Origin of the sequence: Streptomyces sp. NBC_01408, from assembly GCF_026340255.1 — a bacterium.
GTDB lineage: Bacteria > Actinomycetota > Actinomycetes > Streptomycetales > Streptomycetaceae > Streptomyces.
Window position 1 is genome coordinate 760,751 of record NZ_JAPEPJ010000002.1, and the last position, 25,353, is coordinate 786,103.

General features: G+C 75.2%; 17 protein-coding genes. 9 read left to right on the top strand and 8 right to left on the bottom strand.

Going from position 1 to position 25,353, the window contains the following annotated elements; translation table 11 throughout:
• The first annotated feature begins 415 nt into the window (after positions 1 to 415).
• The 5 genes from OG447_RS25615 to OG447_RS25635 all read left to right on the top strand — a co-directional run bounded on the left by OG447_RS25615 (position 416) and on the right by OG447_RS25635 (position 6,570).
• Entirely contained in the window at positions 416 to 1,450 is a 1,035-nt protein-coding gene (locus OG447_RS25615) for a questin oxidase family protein (protein ID WP_266939615.1), read from the top strand.
• 2 nt (positions 1,451 to 1,452) lie between these two features.
• Entirely contained in the window at positions 1,453 to 3,120 is a 1,668-nt protein-coding gene (locus OG447_RS25620; protein WP_266939616.1) for an alpha-amylase family glycosyl hydrolase, read from the top strand.
• Between the two features lie 343 nt (positions 3,121 to 3,463).
• A complete protein-coding gene (locus OG447_RS25625) occupies positions 3,464 to 4,138 on the top strand; it encodes a DUF4142 domain-containing protein (RefSeq protein ID WP_266939617.1) in 675 nt (224 codons plus the stop codon).
• A gap of 9 nt (positions 4,139 to 4,147) precedes the next feature.
• Positions 4,148 to 5,545: a DUF1996 domain-containing protein gene (locus OG447_RS25630; protein ID WP_266939618.1), complete on the top strand. Its 1,398-nt coding sequence runs from the start codon at positions 4,148 to 4,150 to the stop codon at positions 5,543 to 5,545.
• A gap of 179 nt (positions 5,546 to 5,724) precedes the next feature.
• Positions 5,725 to 6,570, top strand: a complete 846-nt coding sequence (locus OG447_RS25635; RefSeq protein ID WP_266939619.1) for an RNA polymerase sigma factor — start codon at positions 5,725 to 5,727, stop codon at positions 6,568 to 6,570.
• 116 nt (positions 6,571 to 6,686) lie between these two features.
• On the opposite strand, the gene OG447_RS25640 is transcribed toward OG447_RS25635, so the two are convergent.
• Positions 6,687 to 7,745 carry a CdaR family transcriptional regulator gene (locus OG447_RS25640; protein ID WP_266939620.1) on the bottom strand — a complete coding sequence of 353 codons (1,059 nt, stop codon included), beginning with the start codon at positions 7,743 to 7,745 and terminating at the stop codon, positions 6,687 to 6,689.
• Between the two features lie 919 nt (positions 7,746 to 8,664).
• Here OG447_RS25640 and OG447_RS25645 point away from each other — a divergent pair.
• The 4 genes from OG447_RS25645 to OG447_RS25660 all read left to right on the top strand — a co-directional run bounded on the left by OG447_RS25645 (position 8,665) and on the right by OG447_RS25660 (position 12,742).
• Positions 8,665 to 9,465, top strand: a complete 801-nt coding sequence (locus OG447_RS25645) for a hypothetical protein (protein WP_266939621.1) — start codon at positions 8,665 to 8,667, stop codon at positions 9,463 to 9,465.
• A 29-nt stretch (positions 9,466 to 9,494) separates the two neighbouring features.
• Complete coding sequence (locus tag OG447_RS25650; protein WP_266939622.1) at positions 9,495 to 10,910, top strand: NADH-quinone oxidoreductase subunit NuoF family protein; 1,416 nt, start codon at positions 9,495 to 9,497, stop codon at positions 10,908 to 10,910.
• Between the two features lie 159 nt (positions 10,911 to 11,069).
• Complete coding sequence (locus OG447_RS25655; protein WP_266940147.1) at positions 11,070 to 12,074, top strand: SCO0930 family lipoprotein; 1,005 nt, start codon at positions 11,070 to 11,072, stop codon at positions 12,072 to 12,074.
• Positions 12,075 to 12,178: 104 nt separating this feature from the next.
• Complete coding sequence (locus OG447_RS25660) at positions 12,179 to 12,742, top strand: hypothetical protein (RefSeq protein ID WP_266939623.1); 564 nt, start codon at positions 12,179 to 12,181, stop codon at positions 12,740 to 12,742.
• A gap of 13 nt (positions 12,743 to 12,755) precedes the next feature.
• Here the strand turns inward: OG447_RS25660 and OG447_RS25665 are convergent, their stop codons facing one another.
• The 7 genes from OG447_RS25665 to OG447_RS25695 all read right to left on the bottom strand — a co-directional run bounded on the left by OG447_RS25665 (position 12,756) and on the right by OG447_RS25695 (position 25,343).
• A complete protein-coding gene (locus OG447_RS25665) occupies positions 12,756 to 13,550 on the bottom strand; it encodes a BTAD domain-containing putative transcriptional regulator (RefSeq protein WP_266939624.1) in 795 nt (264 codons plus the stop codon).
• 75 nt (positions 13,551 to 13,625) lie between these two features.
• Positions 13,626 to 15,065: a hypothetical protein gene (locus OG447_RS25670; RefSeq protein WP_266939625.1), complete on the bottom strand. Its 1,440-nt coding sequence runs from the start codon at positions 15,063 to 15,065 to the stop codon at positions 13,626 to 13,628.
• Entirely contained in the window at positions 15,062 to 16,513 is a 1,452-nt protein-coding gene (locus OG447_RS25675) for a hypothetical protein (protein ID WP_266939626.1), read from the bottom strand. The genes OG447_RS25670 and OG447_RS25675 overlap by 4 nt, the downstream gene beginning before the upstream one ends.
• Complete coding sequence (locus OG447_RS25680) at positions 16,510 to 18,660, bottom strand: ATP-binding protein (RefSeq protein WP_266939627.1); 2,151 nt, start codon at positions 18,658 to 18,660, stop codon at positions 16,510 to 16,512. Before OG447_RS25680 ends, OG447_RS25675 begins: the two co-directional genes overlap by 4 nt.
• The gene (locus OG447_RS25685) at positions 18,653 to 20,683 is read right to left on the bottom strand and encodes a hypothetical protein (RefSeq protein ID WP_266939628.1); all 2,031 of its coding nucleotides are present in this window, start codon (positions 20,681 to 20,683) and stop codon (positions 18,653 to 18,655) included. The genes OG447_RS25680 and OG447_RS25685 overlap by 8 nt, the downstream gene beginning before the upstream one ends.
• Positions 20,680 to 23,115, bottom strand: coding sequence for a phage tail protein (locus OG447_RS25690; RefSeq protein ID WP_266939629.1), 2,436 nt, complete (start codon positions 23,113 to 23,115; stop codon positions 20,680 to 20,682). The genes OG447_RS25685 and OG447_RS25690 overlap by 4 nt, the downstream gene beginning before the upstream one ends.
• On the bottom strand, positions 23,115 to 25,343 hold the full coding sequence (locus tag OG447_RS25695; protein WP_266939630.1) for a putative baseplate assembly protein: 2,229 nt from the start codon (positions 25,341 to 25,343) through the stop codon (positions 23,115 to 23,117). Before OG447_RS25695 ends, OG447_RS25690 begins: the two co-directional genes overlap by 1 nt.
• Between the last annotated feature and the right edge of the window lie 10 nt (positions 25,344 to 25,353).

Here is a 25,353-nt window from a genome sequence, read left to right on the forward strand (position 1 = left end):
CGAATGGCCGGCCGGAATGAATGTCGCCGGCGAAAGAGAGCTGCCGGAAACCGACCGTCGGTGGGGGATGGAATGGCGGGCCTCAGCTCGGACCGAAGTCGGACACTAGCTATTGGCACATGCCCAGGTCAACGGCTGCCTGTCAGCTGTCCTGAATTCACCGGCTTGCCGCCCCGCGGGGTACTTCGCGCACCGACCGGGGTGCCTTGATCATGCCGCGCACCCTCCGGGACCCCGCCTGCACGGACCCGCGCCTTTCCTTGATCGTGCGGTGATGCGCCCTGGTGAGGGGACCGCCGGGATCCGCCGTACGGCACGCCGCGCACCCGCCCCAGAACAAGCCAATGTGCACATGCCATGTTGCTGAAGAGGCTGCCGCACCCTTCCATGGAAAGGAATCGATCTAGGGGGAACGGTGAACGACCTGGACGGCGCCCTGCAGTACCTCAGCGACTCCGGACCCGAGTTCGGCCCCGGCGTGAGCAACCACGGCCCCATGGCGGCGGAGGCCCTCGGACAGCTCGGGCACGGCGCGTCGATCGGGTCCTGGGTGAGCTCGTACCGGAAGGTCCTCTACGACGACACCTACGGGCGCTTCCAGGAGATCACCCGGGACAACTGGCGGTCCGCGCTCGGCAACATGCGTCTCCTCGGGGACTGGAACGAATTCTTCCGCCGGGAGCTGGACAGCGCGCCCTGGACCGACGTCCTCGTCCGCTGGTGGCCCCGGCTGCTGGGCGGCTTCGCCGCCGGAGGAGGCCACGGCGTCATCCGGACCGGGCACGCGGTACGGATGCTGACGGAGGCCCACACCCCGTGGCGCCTGGAGGAACTCGCCCGCGGGCTCGGCTACTGGGCCGCCCGCTACCAGGAGCTCCCCGAGGAGCCCGCGACCCCGCGCGAACGGGATCTGGCGCAGGCCTGGGACGCGGTCCCCAAGCTGCGCAGCGACCAGGGCATGGGCATGATCTTCCGGATCCGCCTCGAAACCGTCTGGCTGGAGCCCGACTTCGCGCCGGCCGTGGACTCCCTGCTCCCCGAGGACGACGCCGACCGCGCGCTGAGCCGGCTCACCCTGGCCGCCGCCGGGAGCTACCTCACCGACGACCACAAGACCCCCATGGCCTTCGTCCACGCGCTCACCACACCCGCGGCGGTCCGCCTGGTCCTGCCGCACCTGCCGCCGGAACTCCACTGGCCCACCGTCGCCGCCTCCGTCCGCTTCTCCGCCGCCATCCGCAGCGCCTACGGGACCGGGCGGCGCGAGCACCACCCCGAGGAGCCGGTCCGGGACTACGTCACGCTCGCCGAACGCGCCCTGGCGACCGAGGACCCGCACGCCATCAAGTACGTCGAGGCCTGCCGCCGCGAGGACGCGCTGCGCCCCGATCCCTCGTACGCGATCGCCGCGACCGACTGGGTCCGGCGCTGCGAGACGGGGTCCTTCTGAAGGTGACGGGGCACGAGCCCACCGGCACGCCGCCCTGGTGGCGCGACGCCGTGATCTACCAGGTCTACCCGCGCAGCTTCCTCGACACGGACGGCGACGGAGTCGGCGATCTGCGCGGTGTCAGCCGCCGCATCCCCTACCTCGCCCGCCTCGGCGTCGACACGCTGTGGCTCTCCCCCTTCTTCTCCTCCCCCATGGCGGACTTCGGGTACGACGTCCGGGACCACACCGCGGTCGATCCCCTCTTCGGCGACCTGGCCGACTTCGACGGGCTCGTCGCCGCGGCCCACGCCCACGGGCTGCGCGTACTGATCGACTACGTCCCCAACCACACGTCCGGCGAACACCCCTGGTTCCGGGATGCGCGCACCGGTCCGCTCAGTCCCCGGCGCGACTGGTACGTATGGCGGGATCCGGCGCCGGGGGGCGGCCCGCCCAACAACTGGATCACCTTGTTCGGGGAATCCGCCTGGACCCTGGACACGGAAAGCGGCCAGTATTATCTGCATTCCTTCCTGTCGTCCATGCCCGACCTGAATTGGCGCAACCCGGCCGTGCGGGAGGCCATGTTCGACGTGGCGCGATTCTGGCTCGACCGCGGGGTCGACGGATTCCGCGTGGACTGTGCGCCGCTCGTCGCCAAGGATCCCGCACTGCGGGACAATCCGGCGGCCTCCGCGGGCACCGTGGCCCATCACCGCCCGATGGGCGGATACGACAGCCAGCTGCACCTGTACGACCAGGCCCATCCCGATCTCCACGCGATGTACCGGGAATTCCGCGCGGTGCTGGACGCCTACGGGGACGGAGCGGCCGCCCGAATCGCCCTGGGCGAGATCCACGTGTACGACTGGAAGGATTGGAGCCGCTATTTCGGCCGGCAACTCGACGAGATCCACCTGCCCCTCAGCTTCGGCCTGCTCCGCACCCCCTGGGAGCCCGGCGCGATCCGGGACCTGGTGCGGGAGGTCCTCGGCGCCCTGCCCGCCGGGGCGGCCTCGACCTGGGTGACGGGAAGCCACGACGACCCGAGGGTCGCCTCACGCGTCGGCCAGGACCAGGCGGCGAACGCGCTGCTGCTGCAACTCACCCTCCCCGGCGCCACGATCCTCTACAACGGAGACGAACTCGGCCTGCCCGACGCGCACATCGCCCCGGAGGACATCCGGGACCCCTGGGGGCTGCGCACCCCCGGGCTCAGCCGCGACCCCGCCCGCTCCCCCATGCCCTGGAGCGACGGGCCCGGGGCGGGCTTCACGAGGGCCGGAGTCAGACCGTGGCTCCCGATCGTCCGTCCCCCGGGCGGCGACGCGGCGGCCCAGGAGGACGATCCCGGTTCCCTGCTCAGCCTCACCCGCGCGGTCCTGGCGCTGCGTCGGGCGCACCCGGCCCTCGGCTCGGGTGCGATCGAGTTCGCCGACGCCCTCGACGGGGTGCTCGCGTACACGCGAACCGGCTCACCGGGCGGCGAATCCCTGCTGGTCACCCTGAACTTGACGGACGGCCCCGTCCGCATCGACAGCATCGGCGGGATCGGCAGGACGGCGGCCGGCCGCTCCTGGGAGCGGCTCCTGACGACGGCCCCCGAGGCGCGCGCCGCCGCCGGCCCCCGTGGCGTGGATCCCCATGTGCTGGCCCCGCACGAGGGAGTGATCTGGCGGACGGCGTGACCGTGACCGGCGCCGGGTCAGCGCCGGGTCCATCCAGGTCGGCGCCGGTCCACTCCAGGTCAGCGCCGGGGGTCCCCTTCGCGCACCTCGGCCCGGGGCGGCCGCCGAGGCCTCCCGAACGCGGGAAGATACCAGCCCTTCCGGCACCCGCCCCGATGTTTGTCCAAGGGTGATGGTCCTTCAGTAGCGGCACCACAAGTGGCACTAGCGTCCCGTGGCACCCCGGTAATGCGGGTGCGCACCGCAGGACTCACGAGGCCTGCGGCCCCCGCCCCCTCCGGGCCCACGGAGCGAGGAGGCACTTGTGCTGTCATTGCGGCGGAGACCCGTCAGCAGCCTGTCGGTGGCCACGAGGTACGCGATCGGAAGCGGTGTCGTCATCACCGCCCTGGCCATGACGCTGATCGCGCTGCTGGTCCCCGTGGAGAGCTACGGCGGCCGCGCCTCGGCCGCCACCGCGGCGGCTCCGGCGGGCGAGGACGACGGCGCCGGCACCATGAGCACGGCGTACGGGCCGCTGACCGCCGCGGACCGGGACTTCATCCGGAAGGTTCGGCTCGCCGGCCTGTGGGAGCTGCCCGCCGGGCGCCAGGCCCAGCAGCGCGGGACGCGCGCCTCGGTCCGTACCGCCGGGGAACACCTCGTCGATGGCCACGCCGACCTGGACCGGCAGGTCATCCAGGTCGGCCAGTCCCTCGGCGTGAACCTGCCCAACCAGCCGAGCACGCAGCAGCAGGAGTGGCTGCGCCAGCTGACCGCCGCCCAGGGCGACGAGTACGAGCGCTTGTTCGTCCAATTGCTCCGCCGGGCGCACGGAAAGGTGTTCGCGCTGCTGGCCGGAGTGCGGGCGCAGACCCGCAACTCCATGGTCCGGGCCCTCGCCACATCGGCCAACGCCACCGTCCTGGACCACATCACGGTCCTGGAGGACACCGGGCTGGTCGACTTCGACTCGCTCGCCGACGGGCCCCCGCCCGCCACCCCGCTCCGCTCCTCCGATGTCCGATCGACGAAGTGAAGTGATCGCATGAGTCAACAGGGCCACAAACGCCCCCGCTTGTCGAACAAGCTCCTGGCCGTGGTGTCCGCTCTGGTGCTGGGCGGCGGCGGGGTCGCCGTGGTCGCCGGCAACGCGTCCGCGGGCCAGGAGGACGACCGTACGACGCAGGTGACGGCGACCATCGACTGCCCCGACGTGGGTGACCGGCTCACCGACGTACCCGACCCGGCCAGGGCCGAGGTCGACGAGAACCTCGCCGAGCTGGACGACCAGGTGGCCGACGCCTACCGGCGCCTCGCGTCCGGCGAGGCGGCGGCCGGGGACGCCCTCCTCGGTGAACTCAAGGACCAGCGCGGCAAGTCCATCACCCAGGTCGCAGACGCCATAGGCCGCTCCGGCGCGCGGCCGGAAGGGCTGGAGGCCCTGAGCGGGTGCGAGATGAAGCAGGCGGACGTCGCCGACGAGGGCGCGGAGGCAGCGGGCGCGCAGGGCGCCCAGGCGCTGGGAGCGGAGGAGCAGCGCAGCGCGGACGCCGCGAGCAAGGGCGGCCCCGCACGCGGCGACTTCGTCTCCATCACCAAGGTCAAGCCGAACGTACGCACCCCCGCCGCGGCCCGCGGCGCCTCCACCGGTTCCTTCAGCTCCCGGTGCGGCCGCAACGAGAACCGCCACTTCAACCCGGACAACGTGATCGTCGCGCCGGGCGTCTCCAACGGGGCGCACCACATGCACGACTACGTGGGCAACAACTCCACCGACGCCTTCTCCACCAACGACAGCCTCGCGGCCTCCGGCACCACCTGCGGCAACGGCGACCAGTCCACCTACTACTGGCCGGTGCTGCGGCTGCGCGACGGAAAGGCCGAGCGGGACGCAAAGGCGCCCGGCGGCGGCCAGGACGGCAACGTCGGCACCATCCTCCAGCCCAAGCAGGTGGACATCACCTTCAAGGGGAGTCCCGTCAGCCGGGTCACCGCCATGCCCCGCTTCCTGCGCGTCATCACGGGCGACGCCAAGGCCTTCGCCAACGGCACGGCGAACGCCAACGCCTCGTGGAGCTGCACCGGATTCGAGAACCGCCAGCTGAAGGACAAGTACCCGATCTGCCCCAAGGGCAGTGACGTGGTGCGTACCTTCAACTTCCAGAGCTGCTGGGACGGCCGGAACACCGACAGCGCCAACCACCGTACCCACGTGGCCTTCGCGGACAAGGACGGCCGCTGCAAGAAGGGGTTCACCGCCATGCCGCAACTGGTGCAGCGGATCACCTACGGGGTGGCACCGGGCGCCCGCTTCGCCGTGGACAGCTTCCCCGAGCAGCTGCACAAGCCGGTGACCGACCACGGTGACTTCATCAACGTGATGTCGGACAACCTGATGCGCAGGGCGGTGGACTGCATCAACAGCGGGCGCACCTGCCGCTGACCCGCCGGCCGGCTCCGATCACCGGTTCTGATCACCGGTTCCGGTCCCCTGCTCCCGGGCCGGGCGCTCCCTCCCCCCACCCACCGCGCCCGGCCCGGGAAAGGTGTTGGCCCGAAGCCGACTTCGGGCCAACACCGCTTCCCCGCACCCGTCAGGGTGCCGCACCGACGAGGAGTGCCATGTCCGCCTCTCGTGACGCCGCAGACTCCCGTGACACCGCGGACGGCCCGCCGGCCCCGGGCCGCGCCCACGCTCCGCCCACCGACGGGGAACTGACCCGGCGGCTCAGGACCGGCTACGGCGCGGGCGCCGCGGCCCCGGAGGTGTGCGACGTCCTGTACCGGCGCCACCGAAGGGCCGCCCTGGCGTACGCGCGCACCTGCTGCCGTACCCCGCAGGACGCCGAGGACCTGGTGTCGGAGGCCTTCCTGCGGACCTTCCACGCCGTCCGCTCCGGCGCCGGACCCCGGGGGCCCTGGCGCGCGTACCTGCTGGCCGTCGTCCGTCACACGGCCATGGAGTGGCGGACCGGGGACGGGCGGACCCTGCTGACGCCGGACCTCGACTCCTGGTGTCAGCAGGAGCCCGCGGGCAGCGACCCGCAGGGCCAGTGGCTGGCCGGTGAGGACCGCCGGCTCATCACCCGCTCCTTCGACGCGCTGCCCGAACGCTGGCGGGCCGTGCTGTGGCACACCCTCGTGGAGGAGGACCCGCCGCAGCGGGTCGCCGCACTGCTGGGCATCAGCCCGAGCGCGGTGACCTCCCTTGCCTTCCGGGCGCGGGAAGGCCTGCGCGAGGCTTACCTGCGCGCCCATGTGGACGCCGCGGCCGACGGCCGGTGCCGCCAGTACAGCGGCATGCTCGGTTCGGCGGTCCGCCGGGGCGGTGCGCACCGTCCCCGCGCCCTCGCGCGGCATCTGGCGGGGTGCGGGGCGTGTGCCCGGGCGTACGGGGAACTGCTGGACCTCAGCGCCACCATGCGCCGGGCAGCGCCCGGCTCCCTGGCGGCCCTCGCCGCCTCCTAGTGCTGTGGCCGGAAAGGTTTGCCGGGTCGCGTCGTCGAAGCCGCGTCTTCCGCGCGTACGAAGGGGCCCCGGCCCGGCCGCCGCGAGGGCGGGCCGGGCCGGGGCCGTGGCAGGGATCAGAGGCCGTTGACGCGGGCCATCCGCCCGACGACCAGGGGGGTGAAGTCGGCCGTGACCACGCGTGCCGTCCTGCGGCCCACCCGTGCGTTCTGACGGCGCACCTGGGCCATCAGACGGCGGCTGCGCAGGGCCATCTCCAGTTCGAACCGGGTGCGGGGGTCGCGCAGCCCGGGGCCGAAGAGCTTCTCCAGCTGCCGCATGCGGTAGCGCACGGTCTGCGGATGCACGTTCAGGGCCTTCGCGGCCTCCGGGGCTCCGCCGCCCTCCAGCCAGGCGAGCAGGGTCACCTCCAGCCGTTCGCTCTGGCGGGGGGTCAGATCCGCCAGCGGGCGCAGCCACCGGGCGGCCAGGGCGTGCGCCAGGGGCTCGTCCTGGAGCAGCAGCAGGGTCGACAGGTGGTCGTCCACGAAGACGGCCCGGGCGTCCAGGCCGGCCCGGGCGGGTGTCAGGGCGAGCAGCCGCAGGGCCCAGCGCAGTGAGGACGCGGTGTCCCGCAGGGGTACCGCGTGGCCGACGGCCGCGGACCGGCCGCGCAGCGGGGGTTCGAGCGGGGCCCGGGTGTCGGGGTCCGGGCTCGGGACCAGCAGGCAGGGCCGGCCCGCGAACACGCCGGGGAGGGCTGCGTCCAGTACGGCCGCCAGCTGGTGCGTCTCGCCGGGTGTGGCGAGCACGATGGCCCGCACCGCTTCCGGGAGGGGCCAGCTGGCCGCCTCGGCGAGCTGGCTGAGGGAGGCCTCCGACGTGGCCCGGTCGTCGGTGAGGACCTTGAAGAGCTCCTGCCGTGCGCGGTCGGACGGCTCGGCGTTCTCCGGCCGTTCGGCCTGACCGCTCCTCGGACCGTCCTCACGTAGGGGCTCACGTACGAGCTCACGCACGGGCTCACGTACTGGCTCACGCACGGGCTCGCGTATGGAGTCACGCACGGGCTCGCGTACGGACTCACGCACCGGCTCGCGTACGGAGTCCCGTACGGCCTCCCGCATGTCCTCGCGGCGGCCCTCGTGCCTGCCGTCGTGCCGGTCCTCGTCCGTGTGGCCGGCGGGTGTCGCCGTCACTGCCGGTGTCACTCCCACTGCCCTGGTCACCGGCGCCCCCGGTGCCGGACTCTGACCCGGTGCCCGTGCCGGTGCCGGTGCCCGGTCGGCCGGATCGCGATAGCCGAGTGCGTTGAGCAGAGCTTCCTCCACCCGCTGTCTGAGCAATTCCTCATCGATGGCATCGTTGTCATCCATAAGGTCGGAAAATTCCGGAATTCCATGCAGAAGCTCCTCCACTATCTCGGCGGCCAGCGCGGGGAGTTCCCTGCGCAGGACGCGGGTCCACTCGCCTCGGGGGCGGGACCAGATGCGGTTCAGAAGTTCGCACATCATTACCTCGTTCGTGCCGGGGTGAGGCCTGTCCGATGAAGGAGCGACAAGCCTGCCGGGGTGGCCTCGCTTGCCAACATCCGTATCTGGCAAGTGAGTTGCGACCCTCGTACTCCCTCCTGGAGCAGTCCGGCCCCATACGGTCCCGCAGTTTTGCCGTGATTTTGCCGTCGGTGACGCGTAGGTGGCGGGCGGTGCGGTGGCCTGTCGCAACCTCCGCTGGAGGGGAATCTTCCGGTGTTGTTCGATGCGCCGGAGACGCGGTGCGAGAAATTATCACGTTTCGATAAATCCTGTGGAGATGCTGGGTAGCTCCACGATGCTTCTGCACTCCGGCCCAAGCTCCTCGGCCGGCGCAGGAGTTCACAGCGCTGCCGGGCACGACCGACGACAAGTCCCGGGTCCCGAGCGCCAGGTGGAGCGCGCTCGGAGCCCCGGGGAGGTCCGGGGGGATGGGTCGGGCACCCCCCTAGGCGCACAGGAGAACTGGATGCCCCTGTCCCAGCCGCACACGCCGCGTTCACACCGAGCCCGCCGCAGAAGTCGCCATGCGGCGGCGGCAGCGGCTCCGGCCGCCGGACGGCGGGCCGTCCGGCGGCCTTCCCTCTTGCCCGTCACCGGCAGGCTGCGCCCCGGCGCGGTCTCCGCGTCCGTCGCGGCCCTCGTCTCCGTGGTCGTGGCCGCCCGCGCGGGCGTCCTGACCCATGTCTGGGACTTCCTCGACTTCGGGGCGGGCGTCCTCTCCCTCGTCTCGCTCACCGCCACCGTCCTGTGGGGGCTGGTGGCCACCGACCGGGTGCTGCTGGAGTCGGGGCACCGGCTGCTCGCCCAAGGTGCCCACCGCGGGCTGGCCGTGGCGGGGCTGGGCTTCCTGGCCCTGCACATCTGGGTCAAGATCGCCGAACAGCAGACGTCCGCCGCGGGGGCGTTGGTCCCCTTCGCCGATCCCGACCGGCCCTTCCTCATCGGCCTCGGCTCGCTCGCCGGGTACCTCTTCGTGGCTGTGGCGGTATCCGGCGCGGTGCGCAGCGCGTTCGCCACCAAGAGCCGCTCCCTGTGGTGGCGCGCCCTGCACATCGGCGCCTATCCCGCGTGGGGCGCGTCGCTGGTGCACGGGCTGAAGGCGGGCCGGCCCGCCGACGCCTGGGTGACGGGGGCCTATGCGCTGTGCCTGGCCGGGGTCGCCACCGTCCTCGCCTTCCGCCTCAAGTCCCGGATGCGCGGCGCGCCGCCCGTCCGGCCCCCGGTCCGGCCGCCCTTGCGGCCCCCGGTCCGGCCTCCCGTCCGGCCGACCGTCCCGCCCGCTGCCGTCCGCGCGTCCGCCGACCGTCAGCAGGACTCCGCACAGCGGTCCTTCGTCCACGCCCCCCTGGTGGACTCCCTCGCCTCCCGGGAGCGGCAGCTGTGACCGGCGGGCCGCGTCCGGGACTGGGCTGCGTGGGGGCGCCCCGCCTGCTGGCCGGACTCGACCAGGTCCCGCGGCTCGACCGGGTCGCCCATCTGACCGAGCACGGCCAGCTGCCGCGGTACCGCCCCGACGAACTCGTCGCCCTCGCCGAGGACATCGACCTGCGGGGGCGCGGCGGGGCGGGCTTCCCCTTCGCCCGCAAGCTGCGGGCCGTCACCCGGTCGGCCAGGAGTACCGGCGCAGCCACCGCCGTGGTGGTCAACGGCAGTGAGGGCGAGCCGAGTTGCCTGAAGGACACCGCCCTGCTGCTACACGCCCCCCACCTGGTGCTCGACGGGGCCCTGCTGGCAGCCGCGGCGCTCGACGCCGACGAGGTCGTGGTGGGCGTGACCCGGACGGACGTGGAGCAGTCGGTGCGCAGCGCCGTCGCGGAGCGCGGTCCGGGCGGCCGCCGGGTGCGCGTGGCGCTCCTGCCCGAGCGCTTCGTGACGGGTGAGGGGACCGCCCTCGTCAGCGGGCTGAACGGGGGTGCGACGCTGCCGTCCGGGCGGAAGGTGCGGACCAGCGAGCGGGGCCTGGGCGGCGTGCCCACGCTGCTGTCGAACACCGAGACCTACGCCCAGCTCGCCGTCGCGGCCCGGCTCGGTGCGCTGGACTACCGTACGGCCGGGCTGCCCTCCGAGCCGGGCACCGTCCTGCTGACCGTGGCCGGCTCCACGGTCGTCGAGGCGCCGACGGGCACCTCGCTGGCGTACGTCCTGGACCTGTGCGGCACCGAGCCCGGTCAGGGCGTGCTGGTCGGCGGTTACCACGGCCGGTGGCTGGACCCCGCCACCGCCCGTTCCGTACAGGTCTCCCGGCAGGCCCTGGCGGCCTACGACGCGGTGCTGGGGGCGGGGGCGGTGCTGCCCCTGCCCGAGGACACCTGCCCGGCCGGCGAGGTGGTGCGGGTGACCCGCTGGATGGCGGAGGAGTCGGCGGGACAGTGCGGACCCTGCGTGCGCGGGCTGCCCGCGCTGGCCGACGTACTGGAGGGCGCCGTCGCGGGAGGGGGCCGGGCCGCCCTGGAGGCGGTGGAGGCGCGGATGGTCGCGGTCCGGGGCCGGGGTGCGTGCAGCCACCCCGACGGCACCTCGCACTTCGTGGCCTCGGCGCTCTCCGCCTTCCCCGACGAGTTCCGGGACCACGCCCTCGGCAGCGGGTGCGGGCGGCGGGTCCTGGGCGCGCTGCCGCTGCCTGAGGACGAGAGCCCGGAGCGGCTGGTCGTGGACTGGACGCTGTGCAAGGGGCACGGGCTGTGCGTGGACATCCTTCCCGACGTCGTACGGCTCGACGCGGACGGCTACCCGGCCCAGGCGTCGATGCCCGTGCCCGCCCGGCTGCGGCCCAAGGCCCTGCGGGCGGTGCGGCGCTGCCCGGCCCTCGCCCTGCGCATCCAGGACTGACCGGCTGAACGTCCCCGGACTGCTCCGAGTTCAATCTTTGCCGGATCTGACAAATTCCCCCGGATATCTACTTCCGCTCTCCCGGGCCCCGTATCAATGAACGCAGGTACCGAAGGAAAGAAACGCGGAACCGTATCTGAAGGAGAGATCGTGAAGAGAATGCGTCGTGGGATATTCGCCGGGTCGGCGGTCGCGGTACTTCTGCTGACGGCGGCCGGATGCGGAACCGCCGACAAGCCCTCGGGGGCCGGAAATGCGGTGGTGCCGGTGGGCGGCAGCCAGCAGCTCGGTGCCGCCGACGGCTCGGGCGACGCGTACGGGGGCTCGGGGTACGGCACGAACCCGGGTGCGGCCCCGGCGGGTGCGGCCGGGTCGGGCCCGGCCGGGCAGCTGAAGGCGCAGGAGGTCGCGGACCTGGGCACCACGGTCACCGACAGCGCGGGTTTCACCCTCTACCGCTTCGACAAGGACACCCCCAAGCCCCCCAAGTCCGCCTGCGAAGGGGACTGCGCCACGGCCTGGCCCCCGGTGGCGGCGGACGACGCCACGGCCGGCGAGGGCATCGACGGGGGCCTCCTCGGCTCGGTCGCCCGGGCCGACGGCACCCGGCAGCTGACGCTTGCGGGGTGGCCCGTGTACCGCTACGCCAAGGACACCAAGCCGGGCGACACCCTCGGTGAGGGCGTCGGCGGCACCTGGCACGCGCTGGGCCCGGACGGTAAGCCGGCCGCGCCCGCCAAGGGCGAGGCCGCCCCGGAGCCGAAGGAAGAACCGAAGGAAGAACCGAAGGAGGAGGCGAAGGAGGAGGCCGAACTCTCCGTCAACCCGAACGCCACCCTCGGCCACGTCGTCGCGGACGCCGAGGGCCGGACGCTGTACCGCTTCGACAAGGACAGTGCCTGGCCGATGAAGATCGGCTGCGTCGGCGCCTGCCTGGACACCTGGAAGCCCGCCGCTCCGGTGGACAAGTCAAAGGTAAGCGGAATCGCCGATGAGTTGATCGGCAAGGTGAAGCGCCCCGACGGAACCGAGCAATTGACGATCGACTGCTGGCCGGTCTATTCGTTCACCGGCGACGCGAAGCCCGGCGATATCAGCGGGCACAACAAACAGGGCCTCTGGTTCGCCGTCACCGAAAAGGGAAAGAAGGCGAAGGTCTCCTAGACCGCGTCCGCCGGCGGAGAGGATCCGCCCCCGTACACGTGGCGCCCGGGCCTCCTCCCCTCCCGGGCGCCACGGCCGCTCACCCACCCCTCTGTGAGGTCGCCATGGCATCGCCGGACCGCCGGACCCGAGTCATCCGCCCCGCACGCGCGGCGCTCGCCGTGCTGTGCGCCGCGCTGCTGTACGGGGGCTGCGCCGGGAACCCGGCGGCCGACACCCCGGCTGCGCGGGCCGCACCCGCCGCCCCCGCCGCCCCGGACACCCCGCTCGCCTCGATCGAGGAGATCGCCGCCGCCATCGGCTGCACCGCCGAACTGAGCGTCGAGGCAGAGGAGTTGCGGCAAGGGGGGTGCCAGGCCGGGCAGAACTCTTTCCGCATGGCCACCTTCGCCGCCGACCGGGGACTGCGGGACTGGCTGACCGAGGCCCAGGCCTACGGGGGCACCTATCTGGTGGGGAACCGCTGGGTCGTCACCGCCCCGTCCACGGAGGCCCTGACCACGCTGCGCGAGCGGCTCGGCGGCTCTCTGGAGTCCGGCTCCGCGCACACCGCACACCCCGCCGATCCCCCCGACGCCACCCCCAGCGGCTCTCCCACCGACACCCCCACCGATTCGCCCACCGGTTCTCCGAGCGGCTCCCCGACCGGTTCCCACTCCGGGCACTGACCGCGCCTCCGCCTCAGACCCGGCCGGCCACTCCCTGCCGGACCGGGCTGCGGGCGGACTCGCAGAATCGCCGTATCAGCGACGAGAGTTCACGCCCCGGCTCCACACCGAGCTCGCGCCGGGTCAGGCCGCGGTACGCGTCGTAGCCGCGCAGCGCCTCCACCAGGTTCCCTTCCGCCAAGTGCGCCTCGATCAGCGCGCGCTGGGCGCTCTCGCGCAGGGGTTCGGCACTCACGGCGACCAGCGCGGACTCGACCGCCTCGGCGTGGCGGCCCACCCGGGACAGCTGGCGGCTCAGCGCCTCCAGGGCGTGCAGCAGCCGCTGCCGCACCCTTTCCCGTTCCAGCAGGACCCAGTCGTCGTACCAGCCGGGCAGCAGATCCAGCGCGTCCGTCCGCCACTTGAGGGCGCACAGGTCCTCGGTCGCGGCGTTCCCGCTGATGAGCCGGCTCGCCCAGCCGTACAGCACGTACAGGTCGACGACCGTGTGCTCGCGCACGGACAGTGAGCACTTGTCGGAGTCGAGCAGATCGATCCCGGCGGCCTTCAGCCGCCACAGCGCCGACCGCAGATTGCCCGCCGCCCGCAGGTCGTCGCCGGACGGCCACAACGTGCCCGCCGCGTGGCGGCGTTCGACCCGCCCGCCGTGGAGCGCGACGAAGGCGAGCAGCCGCTTGCTCCCCTCCGGCACGTCCAGCCGTCTCCCCCCGTGGACCACGCGCGGGCCACCGAGGAGATGCAGGGCCGGCGCGTCCCCCTGCCCGGGAACCCTGACCGGCGACTCGAAGAACTGCGGATGAGGATTCACAGGCGGTCCTCCTGCTAGAAGCCCAGGCCCGCAGATGCTATGCGCGATACGTCACCTACCCGTCACCGAGAGCGACTATCCGGCCGTCTCGGGATCAGTTGCCCCGGCCCCGGAACCGGGCTCCGCGCGGGCCTCCCCCGGCTCTTGGGCGCCACCCCCGTCCGGGTGACGGGCCGCGTACGGGCCGTCCTCCTCCCGTGGTTCCCGGCACCGCCGCCGGTCGCGCCGTACGAAGGCCACCCACCGGGTGAGGGGCTCGCCCTCCTCATCGACCGGAACGAGCACGTCCACGTCGGCGGATCCGTCCAGCGGGATGCGGTCGCGGTGCTGGGCCTCCTGGACCGCCTGGGCGACGTCGGCCGGAGCACCCGTACACCACCGCAGGTCCCGGCACGGCTCCAGCCACGTCCTCACCTGATCGAGGGCCGGCCTCTCCTCGCCGTCACCGCCCCACACCGGGAGGTAGCCGGCGGGCGGCAGTTCCCCGATGCCCATCCGGACCAGTGAGTACGGCCCCTGCCGGACGGGGGCGGACGCGATCAGCTCGCCCGCGTCGATGCCTTCGACGAGCTGCGCGAGCTCCCGGCCCAGCTGGTCCTTCGTGTGGCTCTGCAGGAACGTCTGCTTGCCGATCCGTGCCAACTGCTCCAGCAACGGCGCCAGGTCCGACTCCGAGCGCTGCGCGGGAGCCTCCACGAGCTGTGCCAAGTGGGCCTGGAACTGGAGGATCTGCGCGACGAAGACGTCCCACGGACGCATGCCGAGCCGCGCCTGCCACTCCCGCTGAGGCGGGGCCGCGCCCCGGTCCCGGCGGGCCGCCCAGATGTCGGCCTCCCAGGCGTCGAGCCCGGCGGGGTGCGGGAGGAGCACCGCGAGCCGCACCGCCTCGGGCTTGCCCGCGGTCCCCGGCGGGGCCCAGGACCGGGGCAGGTCGGCGGCGGCCGTCCCGTACGGCCACGGGGAGTGCCCGGTGCGCTCGGCCGCGAAGAGCCGGGACGCGAGCCAATTGCGCCGCAGCTCCGGGGCACGCTGGTCGAGGCCCCGTTCGGTGGCTTCGGTGAGCCTGATCCGCACCCCTTCCGCGGTGTAGGGCTGCCGGGTGGTGCCCGCGCCGGAGCAGGGATCGTCGCAGTACGCCCCCTGTACGGGCGCCTCGCCGTACGGCCAGGCCTCGGGGACCGCCTCGACCCACCAGAAGGTGTCGGGGCCGGGGCGCAGCCCGGACAGGGGCAGCGTCACCAGGCGTTGGGAGCGCAGCGGCCGTCCCCCCGCCGTGACGGCGAGGCCGCCGCCGACCCGCAGGGTGCCGTCCCTCAGGGTGACCTCGTACCCCTCGACGACCCCGGGTCCGCCCGCCTCGCCGACGGCCAGGGCGAGTTCGCGCGCGTAGTCCTGGATGCGGTTGAGGTGTTCGGCGCGCAGGAACAGCCCGTCGAAGGCGTTGAGCCGGTCGATGCCACCACCCGCGGTCGCGGCGGTGCCGTCGGCTCCGGCACTTCCTTCGGTGATCGTCATTCCTCGGTCCTCCCAGCGGCCGATTCGCGCGGCATGTCGGTGGTGACGACGGCGTCGTGCCCCTCGTGGCGGGTGCCCGGCGGGCCGCCGACGAGCCCGGCGAACGGCACGTGGTGCGGGGCCGCTCCGTAGAGCGGTTTCGGTCCGGTGCCGCGGACCCGGATCCGTACGGTCTCGTACGCGGGCCGCTGGTCCAGGTCCACCCACACCCGGCGGCGGTCCGGGGACAGCCTGATCGCCGCGACCTCGTCGGTGGCCCAGCCGCGCCCCTGTGCGGACAGCGAGGTGATCTCCACGCCCTCGGGCTCGGCGGAGCCCTCGGCGAGGGGCGCGGTGACCTCGAAGGTCAGGCGGGTGTTCTCCCGTTCCCAGGTCACGGTGGCGGGGATCAGGCGCGGGCCGCCCGCGTCCTCCTCGGCCCCGGAGCCGAGCAGTCCGGGTGCCAGCCCGCACACCAGCTCCTGGACGGTGGTGGTCGGCAGGATCGCGGTGCGGACGGCCGGGTCCACCGTCACCCCGCCGATCCGCACGCACGCGTCGTCCTCCGTCAGCTCTACGGTCAGCCGCGCCAGCACGACCGCCGCGTGCTCCTCCGTCACCGGCGCCCAGGGCGGGCACGCGTCGCCCTCCGCACACTCGGGCCGCTGCTCGGTGGCGTCCTCGGCGGCCAGCCACCGGAAGGCCCGCAGCAGGGCGCGCGGCCTCAGGTGTGCGGGCGCCTGGGCCACTTCGGCAGCCGCGCGCAGGGCCTCCTGGCCGGCGGCGTCGCCGGGTTCGGCCGGGTCGAGGCCGAGCAGGACCCGTAGGCGGTGGTAGGGGCGCCAGGGATCGGGGGCGCAGGGGCGGATCGTGATCCGCGCCGTCTCGACGACCCGTGAGAAGTCGTCGTGCCGGCGGGTGACGTCGCAGGGGTCGGCCAGCGCGGGCACCGGACGGTCCGGGCAGGAGGCGAACTCGGCGAGCACCCAGGCCCTGACCGTCCGGCGCGGGGGCGGGCAGGGCTGCTGCTCGCCGTCCTGCCGGGCGTCCTCTTCCTCCGGCGGGTGCCGGGCGGTCCAGGACGCGGCCCATTCGGTCAGGGACACGCACCAGGAGGCGTCCAGGCTGAGTTCCCGGCCCAGTCCGTCCACGGCGAGGCCGGGCAGGACCCTGAGCTCGTCACCGTCCCGATCCACACCGAGTCCCCACACCACGCCCGGCCCGTGTAGCCAGGCGTTGTGCAGCATGTGCTTGCCGCGCGGATTGCCCATCAGGACACGGAAGTCGTCCTCGCCGAGCAGCATCCCGAAGGCCACGCGCAGCGCGAGGAAGGGGTTGACGGGCAACTCCTCCCCGACGCAGGGTCCCGGACCGCAGGGACCGCGGCCGTGCCCCGTGGTGCCGGGCAGGTCCGGGGCGGACCCGCCGCCGCAGCCGCACGGGGTGCTGCCGGTGCCGAGCGCCGTCATGAACTCTCCTTCTCAGTGGGCCTGTCGTGCACGGTGTCCGGGGCGTCGGCCGTCCGGGGCGGGCCGGTGGTCCGCGCCGCCGCGAGCGCCCCGGCCGCCCGCGGGTCCGTGTCCGTCCCGCCCCGGCCGGGCGGCGCGCCGGGGAACGGGCGGCCCGCCTTCCCGTACTCGCGGCGCATGGCGTCGACGAGATGGCCCTGGTGGACCGCGCTCCCGTCGTCGGCGGCGCGGAAGGCCGCCCCGACCGCGACGTTGCGGATCCAGCCGCCGGGCACCGGGTAGCACCGCGCCAGCGCTTCGAGATCGACGTCGGGGTCCAGCAGCCCTGCGGGCAGGTGCAGTTCCCACATCCGGTGGCGCCGGGTGTCGTCGGGGAGCGGGAACTCCACGACGAAGTCCATCCGGCGGATGAAGGCCGCGTCGATGTTCTGCCGCAGGTTGGTCGTCAGCACGGCCAACCCGTCGAAGCGGTCCAACCGCTGGAGCAGATAGGCGGTCTCCATGTTCGCGAAGCGGTCGTTGGCCTCGGAGATCTCGGTCCTGCTGCCGAACAGCGCGTCGGCCTCGTCGAGCAGGAACACCGCCTGGGTGCGCTCGGCCACCTCGAAGCACGCCGCCAGGTTCTTCTCGGTCTCACCGATGTACTTGGAGATCAGTTCGGAACCGTCGACGACCAGCAGGTCCCGCCCCGCCTCGGTCGCCAGTACCTCCGCCGCCAGCGATTTCCCGGTGCCGGGCGGGCCGGTGAGCAGCAGCCGTACGCCGCGGGCGGCGCGGGCCGCCTCGCGCAGCCGCCAGTCGTCCAGGACGACCGCCTGGTGCCGCAGCCGGGCGACCGCGTCCCGCAGCTGCGCGTCCGCCTCCTCGGCCAGCACCAGCCGTGGCCAGCGCGCGCCCGGACTGACCAGCTCCACGCCCGGCGGCAGCAGGGCGCCCGCGCGGGCCCGGATCGCCCCGGACACGTCCGGGTCCCGCGCCGGGTCCTGGCCCTCGCCGTCGCCGAGCGGGGCCAGTGCGGCCCGGCTGCGCAGGTCCAGTGCCACCTGCGCGGTGAGCGCCGGGTCGAGCGGGTGGCGGGCGGCCAGTTCGGGAGCGCGCTCCCGGGCCTCGGGGAGCGCGGCGCGCCAGGCCCTGCGGCGGTCCTCCGTGCCGATCGGGCCGAGCGGCACGGTCAGTACGGGCTGCCGCGGCCCGGGGCGTACGGCGCCGGGCGCGGCGCACAGCAGCAGGGGGCCCGGGAGCCGCCGCAGGGCGGGCGGCAGAGGCGGCGTACCCCCGGCGGGCGGTACGGCGACCAGCAGGGGTACGGCGCCCCGTACGGCCGCGTGCAGTCCCAGCAGCGCCACCGCCGCGGGGTCCTCGGCCCGGGCCCGGGCTCCGGCCAGGCCGAGGCCGGCGGCCGCGGCGAGCGCGGCGCAGCGGCTCAGCGCCACGGTCTCGTCCCGGGCGGTGACGAGCAGGACGCGCGATTCGAGCGAGCGCAGGGCGGCGACGGCCCGGGCCGTCTCGGGCAGCGCGAGCCAGCCGTCGAGTCCGGCGACCGGCGGGCCGGGGTCCACCTCCTCCAGGGAGCGGGGCCAGGCGGGATACCCGTGCAGCGCCTCCCACAGCTGGTCGGCGAGGGTCAGGCAGCGTTCGTGGAAGGGGCCGTCCCCCTTCAGGACGAGCACTCCGGCGCGTACGGCGGCGCCCTCGTGGAGCAGGCGGCGCAGGGCCACCCGGTCCGGGGGGTGGCCGTGCGCCCGGGTGCCGTACACGCGACCGCCCACCGGCTTCCTGCGCGCGGCGCGGTCGACGAGGAGGGAGGCCAGGCCCACGCCGGGGTGGGGTTCGCCGCCGGGGTGCATGGCGCGGAAGGTGCCGGCCAGGCCCTCGTGTTCCTCGGGCAGTCCGGCGAGGAGGACGAGTTCGGTTTCCAGCGGGGTGATGCCGAGCCGCTGCACGAGCCGGTCGAGGGGTGTGCCGGTGAGGGGCCGCGTGCCGCGGACCCGTTCGGCGCGGCCGGCCGCGCCGCGGGCCCAGTCGCGCAGGAAGCCCGAGGCGTCGCCGCCGGCCTCCTGGCTGCAGGTCGTCTCCAGCAGCTCGGCCAGGCGCAGGGCGGTGTCCGCGGCCCGCGCGGAGAGGTCGTGGCTGATGCGCTCAGACATAGACGTACCTCACGACCGCGCCGAGCCAGGGCACCCAGCCCGGGTCGAGGTCGAGCCCGGCGCGGCGGACGGCGACATCGGTGTCGGCGACGGCGAGGCGTACCTCGATCCAGCCCGGTTCGGCGGCGATACGTCCGCACCGGCGGGCAAGCCCCACCACGACGGCAGCGGGGCCGGGGCCGACCGGGCCGGGGGCGACCGGTTCGACGGGGTCGGGGGCGGCCGGTTCGGGAGCGGCCCGTTCGGCGGCGTCGGCGTCGGCCCGGTCGGGGGCGGCCCGTTCGACGGGGTCAGGGACAGCCCGTCCGGGGGCAATGCGTTCGGCGGCGTCGGCGTCGGCCCGTTCGGCACAGTCGGGTGCGGCCCGGTCGGCGGCGTCGGCGTCGGCCCCTTCGGGCACGGCCCGTTCGACGGGGTCGACGTCGGCCCGTTCGGGCACGGCCCGTTCGACGGGGTCGACGTCGGCCCGTTCGGGCACGGCCCGTTCGACGGGGTCGACGTCGGCCCGTTCGGCGGCGGCGGCCCGGTCGGGGGCGGGGAGCCGTGCGGCGGTGGTGCGGGCCCAGTGGGCGGCGAGGGCGGCGACGCGGGCGCGTTCGGCCGGGGTCGGGGCCGGGGCCCCGAGGACGAGGGCGGCCCGGTCGGGTCCGAGGCCGGCGAGCGCGAGCAGCGCCGGGTCGTCGGCCGCCGCGGTGGGCAGGAGGGCGCGGCCGACGGCGTGCAGCACCCAGGGCAAGGGCCGTGCGGCGAGGGCGGGTTCGTCCTGGGCGCGGGCGGGGAGGCCGGCGTCGGCGGCCGTGGCGAGCAGGAAGAGCAGCCCGGCCCAGGAGGTGGCGGCGCCGCCCTCGGGACCGGGTCGGTGCGGGCGCCGCGCGGCTCCCCCCGGCTCCCCCGCGTCCGTCGCCCGCGCCGGTACGGTCGCCCGCGCGCCGGGTGCTGCGGCGGCCCGGCCCGGCTGCGGACCGCGCCGGGCCGGGGGCGCGCCCGCGGCCGCACGGGTTCCGGGCGGCGGCGCCGGGGTGGCGCGGTCCGTGTCCCCGGCATCGGAGGCCTCGGCCTGCCGCTCCGGCCGCTGCCGGGGCCGGATGCCGTCCTCGGCCGGGGGCTGCGGCCCGAGTGGGGCCGGTACGGGCAGGGGCAGGCCCGCGGGGGCTCCGGTCAGGCCCCGCAGCCCCTCGGCGAGGAGACGGGCCAGCCCGGGGCGCGGCGGCCGGTGCAGGGAGGCGGGGTCGGTCTCCGCGGCGACCAGCAACGCCCAGGCGGCCAGGGCGGCTTCGCCGGGGCGCAGGCGGGTCTCCCGTACCAGGGCGGCCAGCCGCGATCCGGCGAGCAGGGCCCGGGCGAGCTCCCGGGTGGCGGGGTCCGCGGCTGCCCCGGGGGCCCGGTCCGGCCACGGCTCCGGCGGCCCGGCGGCCCGACTGTCCGCCACCGGCGGGGCGCCGAGGGGGGTGGCCAAGGTGGTGGCCAGGTGGTGCCAGCCGCCGCGTCCCAGCGCCCGGTCGAGCGCGGCCAGTCCGCACTCCCCGGCCGCGCGCAGCACGGCCGGGGCGGCCTGCTGGGGGTGCCGGTCGAGCACGGCGAGGAGGGCCGCGCCGGGCGAGGCGGTGGGCGAGGGGTCCTCCGGGCGGACCACGCCGGTCTGCCGCCAGGCCCACAGCCGTTCGGTCCGCCCGTTCGCGAGGCCGGCGACGGCGTCGGCGAGCAGCTCCAGGTCGTGCCGGTAGTGCACGACGGCGCCGCCGCCCTCGCGTACGGTGCGCTCGATCGCGGCGGCGACGGCCCGGGACCAGTCCTGGGCGAGCGCGGGGTCGGAGCTGGCCAGGTCCAGCGGCACGGTCAGGTCGAGGCGCGGCAGGCACCAGCGCCCGGGCGGCAGCCGCAGGGCGCGCAGGGCCGCTTCGAGCTGCCCGCCGACCGCGTGGCGCAGCGGTCCGCGCAGCCGGTCGGCGGCGGGCGGCTGCGCGTCGGCGGGGTGGCGCAGGGTCGCCGACAGGCGGTCGATGACGACGGTGGGGCCGCTCATCCGACCCTCACCGCCCCGGCGACGGAGGTCTCGCCGACGCGGGCCCCGGCGGCGGGCACGCCCACGATGCCGTCCCCGCCGACCCGGGTGGCGCCGACCACGGCGGGCCCCCACGCGGCGCCGGGTCCGACCACGGAGGTGAGGCCGAGGTGCAGGGTGCGGCCGATCCGCATGCCCGCGCCCAGGGGGCAGATGTCCACGAGGGTGTGGGCGGGCTTGTGGCTCTCGACGACGGCCCGGACGACGTCGAGCTGTTCGGGGCGCAGGACGGCGGGGATCAGCACGCTGAAGCGGTGGGCGGTGGCGGTGTAGCCGTCCGATCCGGGCCGGGTGCCGCCGACGGTGAAGCGGCCGAGGGCCCCGGCCGTGCTCGCGCCGCCGCCCACGGCGGGTGCGGGGGGCCCGCCCGGGGCGGTGCCGAGCACCGCGCCGCCCAGGCCGCGCGTCCGCCAGTTCTCCACCACGCTGATCGGGAGGGGTAGGTAGAGCCGGAGGACGCGTTCGAGGCAGGCGACGGTGCCGCGGATGCGGAACAGGTCGTAGGCCTGGGCGATCAGGGCGCGCCGGGCGGGTACCGGCCAGCGCCGGTCGAGCGCCAGTCCGACGAGGCCGGCCAGCCAGCCGAGGGCCTCCTGCGGGGTGGCCGTGGGGTCGAGCAGCAGGGTGCGCAGGGCGGCGCGGCCGTCCAGCTCGTGCAGGAGCCCTTCGGCGGGGGCGAGGAACCGCTGGAGGAACGCCGCGTCGGTCTCTTCCCTGCTCCAGGACCTGGGCAGTTGGGCGGGCAGCCGGTGCCCGGGGCGCTCCACGCGCAGGGCCCGGACGCGGGGGGTGAGCCGTCGGGTGCCGGTGAGGCGGAGCACGATCCACAGGTAGCGGCCGGGCGGGGCGTGCACGGGTGTCTCGTAGGTCTCGAAGCCGTCGTCGGGGGCGATCTGGGCCCAGGGGCCCTCCCGGCCGGTGGGCCGCTTGAACAAGGGGGTGGACGGGGGCAGTTGAGCGGTGATCCGGGCGCGGGAGGGCAGCGGCGGGGTGAGGTCCGGGTTCCGGACGGTGCGTCCGCCGCGGACGGGCGGCGACCACGGCAGCGGGTCGGGGACCGTGTCCTCGTCGCCGGACAGGCAGCTCACGCGCACCTCGGTGCCGGGCGGGACGCAGGCGTCGAGGAACAGGCGTCCCCAGCGGGTGCGGTAGGCGCCCGCGTCCAGCCGGTAGCAGACGACGCTCCCGGCCTGGGTGTAGCGGGCGGCCGGGCCGGCGGTGCGGCCGGTCCCGGCGGGGGTGGTGAAGGCGATCCGCCCGTCGGGGGCGATGGACAGGGCGCCGCCGTCGAAGCCCGGTGCCCGCAGCGGTTCGGCCTCGGACCAGGAGGTCCCGTCGGGCCTGAAGCGGCGGAAGGGCTGCCCGGGGGCGCGCGCCACGACCAGGGTGCCGTCGGCAGCCACGTCGAGGTCGGAGGCGTACGGGACGACCAGCGCGCGGCTGCCGTCCGTACGGGCGATGACCGCCCGGGAGCCCGAGGGATCGGTCCACAGCACGTGGAGGTGCGGGTGCCCGGCGCGGGCGGCGATCCGGGTGGGGCGCAGTCCGTCGGCGCCCGGCGGGCGGCGCAGCGCGGGTCCGCGCTGCGGGCCGCGGCGGCCCTGGAGGAAGACGAGGCCGGCGGGCCGGGTGAGCAGCACGACGGCGCCGTCGCAGTGGGCGGTGACGTCGAGGGGCCGCCGGTTGGGGTGGGCGGCGCCGCGTACGGAGATCCGGCGCAGCAGCCGCTCGCCCCACAGGTCCACGACGTGGACCGCGCCGGCGCCGGATTCGGCGATGTAGAGCCGCTGGGCGCTGTCGACGGCGAGGCCGCGCGGTACGCACAGGACCCCGGGCCTTGCTCCTGCGGACGGCTGGGCGGGAGAGGCGGCGGGGGCGGCGGGGGCGGCCCAAGTGGCCGGGGCAGCCTGGGTGGCCGGGACGCCCGGGGTGGAGGGGACGGCCGAGGTGACCTCGACGCGTCCCGCCCGCGGGAAGGAACGGTAGGTGCGGCCCCAGCGGTCGAAGGCGAGCCCCGCGGGCCCGTGTCCGGCGGCGGCGCCGCCCGGCCCGGGCGCGGGGCCGGAGCCGGAGCCGGGACCGGGGCCGGAGCCGGAGCCGGGACCGGGGCCGGAGCCCGGACCGGGGCCAGGGCCGGGACCGTGGCCGTGGCCAGGGCCAGGGCCAGGGCCAGGGCCGGGGCCGGGGCCGGGGCCAGGGCCGGGGCCAGGGCCAGGGCCGGGGCCAGGGCCAGGGCCGGGGCCAGGGCCAGGGCCGGGGCCGGGAACGGGGTCCTCCTCCGGCTCCCAGCCGAGGCAGACCCCGCCCCCGTCCAGCAGTGCGGTGGACTCGTGGCGGCAGCGCGCCCACTGGTCCGCGTCGGCCAGCACGGCGAGGTCTCGGTCCCCGTGCATCAGCACACCTCCGGTGGCAGCGGTACGACGACGGGCGTGGGGTCGCCGGGCGGCGGGGCCGGCGGCCCGTACCCGGTACCCACGGGCAGGGGGCTGCCGGTGACCACGGTGATCTCGGCGAGCCGGGGGACCTCCCACGGCCGCAGCGGTACGAGGGGCAGCGCGGTCCACACCCCGCCGCCGGGCCCCGGGCCGCCGGACCCGGTATCGCCGCGCCGGGCCAGCAGCAGTTCCTCCTCGATGTACTCCAGCCCTTCCACCTGCACGGCGACGGCTTCGAGTTCCGCGCGGCGCACGGCCCGCCCCAGCGGCCATCCGCCGCCCTCGGGGCCGTACGGCGGCAGCGGGGCCAGGTACTGGCGCAGGATCAGCTCGACCCAGCGGCGTACGGCGTCGGGCTGGTAGCCCTCCCGGGTCCGGATGCCGACGGAGAGGGCGATGTCCACGTAGGTGGGCGGGATGACGTACAGCTCGGCGGTGACCAGGCGCCTCGGGGCGAGATGGGCGGCCACCCGGCGCAGCAGGGCGAGGTCGGGCAGTGGCGCGCCCGGGTCGCGCAGGTCCTCGGTGGGAAAGACGAGCACGCTGATGACGCCCGCCGCGGGCTGGGTGGGGGTGTCGGGGTGCAGCAGGGGCAGGGTCTCGGCCCGCCGGACGCCGGGGACTTCGAGGGTGAGGGCCCGGAAGTCCTCGGCGGTGACGGCCCGGTCGCGGCGGTGCACCTCGGCGGGGAGCGCGTCCAGGGCGTCGGTGAGGGAGGCCGGGTCGGCGCCGCCGGTGGCGGGGAACGGGTTGCCGGCCTTGACGCCCGCGACCCCGGTCAGTGATCCGATGGCGCCGGCGGGTACGTTCCCGGCGGAACCGCCGCCGTAGCGGTACGAGAGCACCCGGATCCGCTCGCCGATCTGGGGCCGCCGGCAGCGGGTGCCGAAGCGGACGAGCCCGGCCTCGGAGTCCAGGGTGTAGTGGCGGTCGAAGGGGCCGCCGGCGGCGAAGTCCTCCACCTCGGTCCAAGGGCGCCAGCCGTCGGCCTCCTCCACCTCCAGCCGTACGCTGCCGGGGACGACCGGGCCGAGGGTGAGGCGGAAGGCCTGTCCGGCGTCGGCGGTGCCGGTGCCGAGGAGTTCGGGGGCGGCGGTGCGGGACTGCACCGCGCCGACGGCGTTGACCCCGACCCAGCGGATGCGGTGGATCGCGTCGTTCTCGCCGGCCGGCCGGCGTACGCGCAGCCAGCCCAGCACCCGCGCGGCGAGTTTCTCGTCGTCCAGCGGCGGCGGGGCGTCGGATCCGCCCGGGCTGCTCTGCGCCGGAGGATGGGCGGGGAAGGCGCCGGGCAGGGCGACGCTGACGACCCCGGCCGTGGTCAGTCCGCGGGTGGTGTCGCCGAGGACGGCGAGGGGGGTGAAGGCGGTGGCCTCGCCGGGGCCGTTCCACAGTTCCCACAGGAAGCCGGGCGGGGCGGTCACCAGGTCGCCCGCACGCAGCCGGGTGGGGTCGTGGGGGTTGCGCGCCACGAGGTCGAAGGGGCGGGGCAGTTCCTCGTCGGGCACCACGCCGATGAAGAGGGTCCGGCCGCGCAGGTGCCGGGGGTCGGTGGTGTTCTTGCCGAGCAGGGCGATCCACAGGCACTGGTCCACGGTCGTGGACACGTCGAGGGGCGGGTCCCCGGCGAGCGGGTCGGCGGGGACCGCGGTGGTGACGTAGAAGAGGACGGGCGCCGCCCCGCTCCGGGCCCGGTCGCGTTCGGCGGACGGCAGTGCCTCGACGGCGTCGTCGCGGCGCCGGTGCTCGGTCGCGGCCCGGCCGCTCTCCTCGGCGGGCGGTACGGGGGCGGGCGTCTTGCCGACGGCGAGGACCTCCAGGGGCCAGGCGACCACCTCGTTGCCGGTCTCGAAGACGACGGCGCCGGCGCGGGCCTCGGCGCCGCGCAGCACCTGGACCCCTTCGGGACGCTCGGTCTCCAGGACGAGCAGGGTGCGGGCGGCCAGCGCCGGGCGCGGCCGCAGGCCCAGCAGCCGCAGGAAGGCGACCTTGGTGGTGTCGGGGATCTGGTTGAAGCGGAAGAGCAGTGACTCGCCGAGGTGCGCGAAGAGTTCGATCAGGGCGATGCCCGGGTCGCCCGCGTGGTGGTCGGTCCACTCGGGGGCGTACACCGGGATCCGTTTGACCAGCTCGTCCCGCAGCTGTTCGAAGGTGCGGTCGTCGAGGATGGGGCCGATCAGTGGCATGCCGTCATCT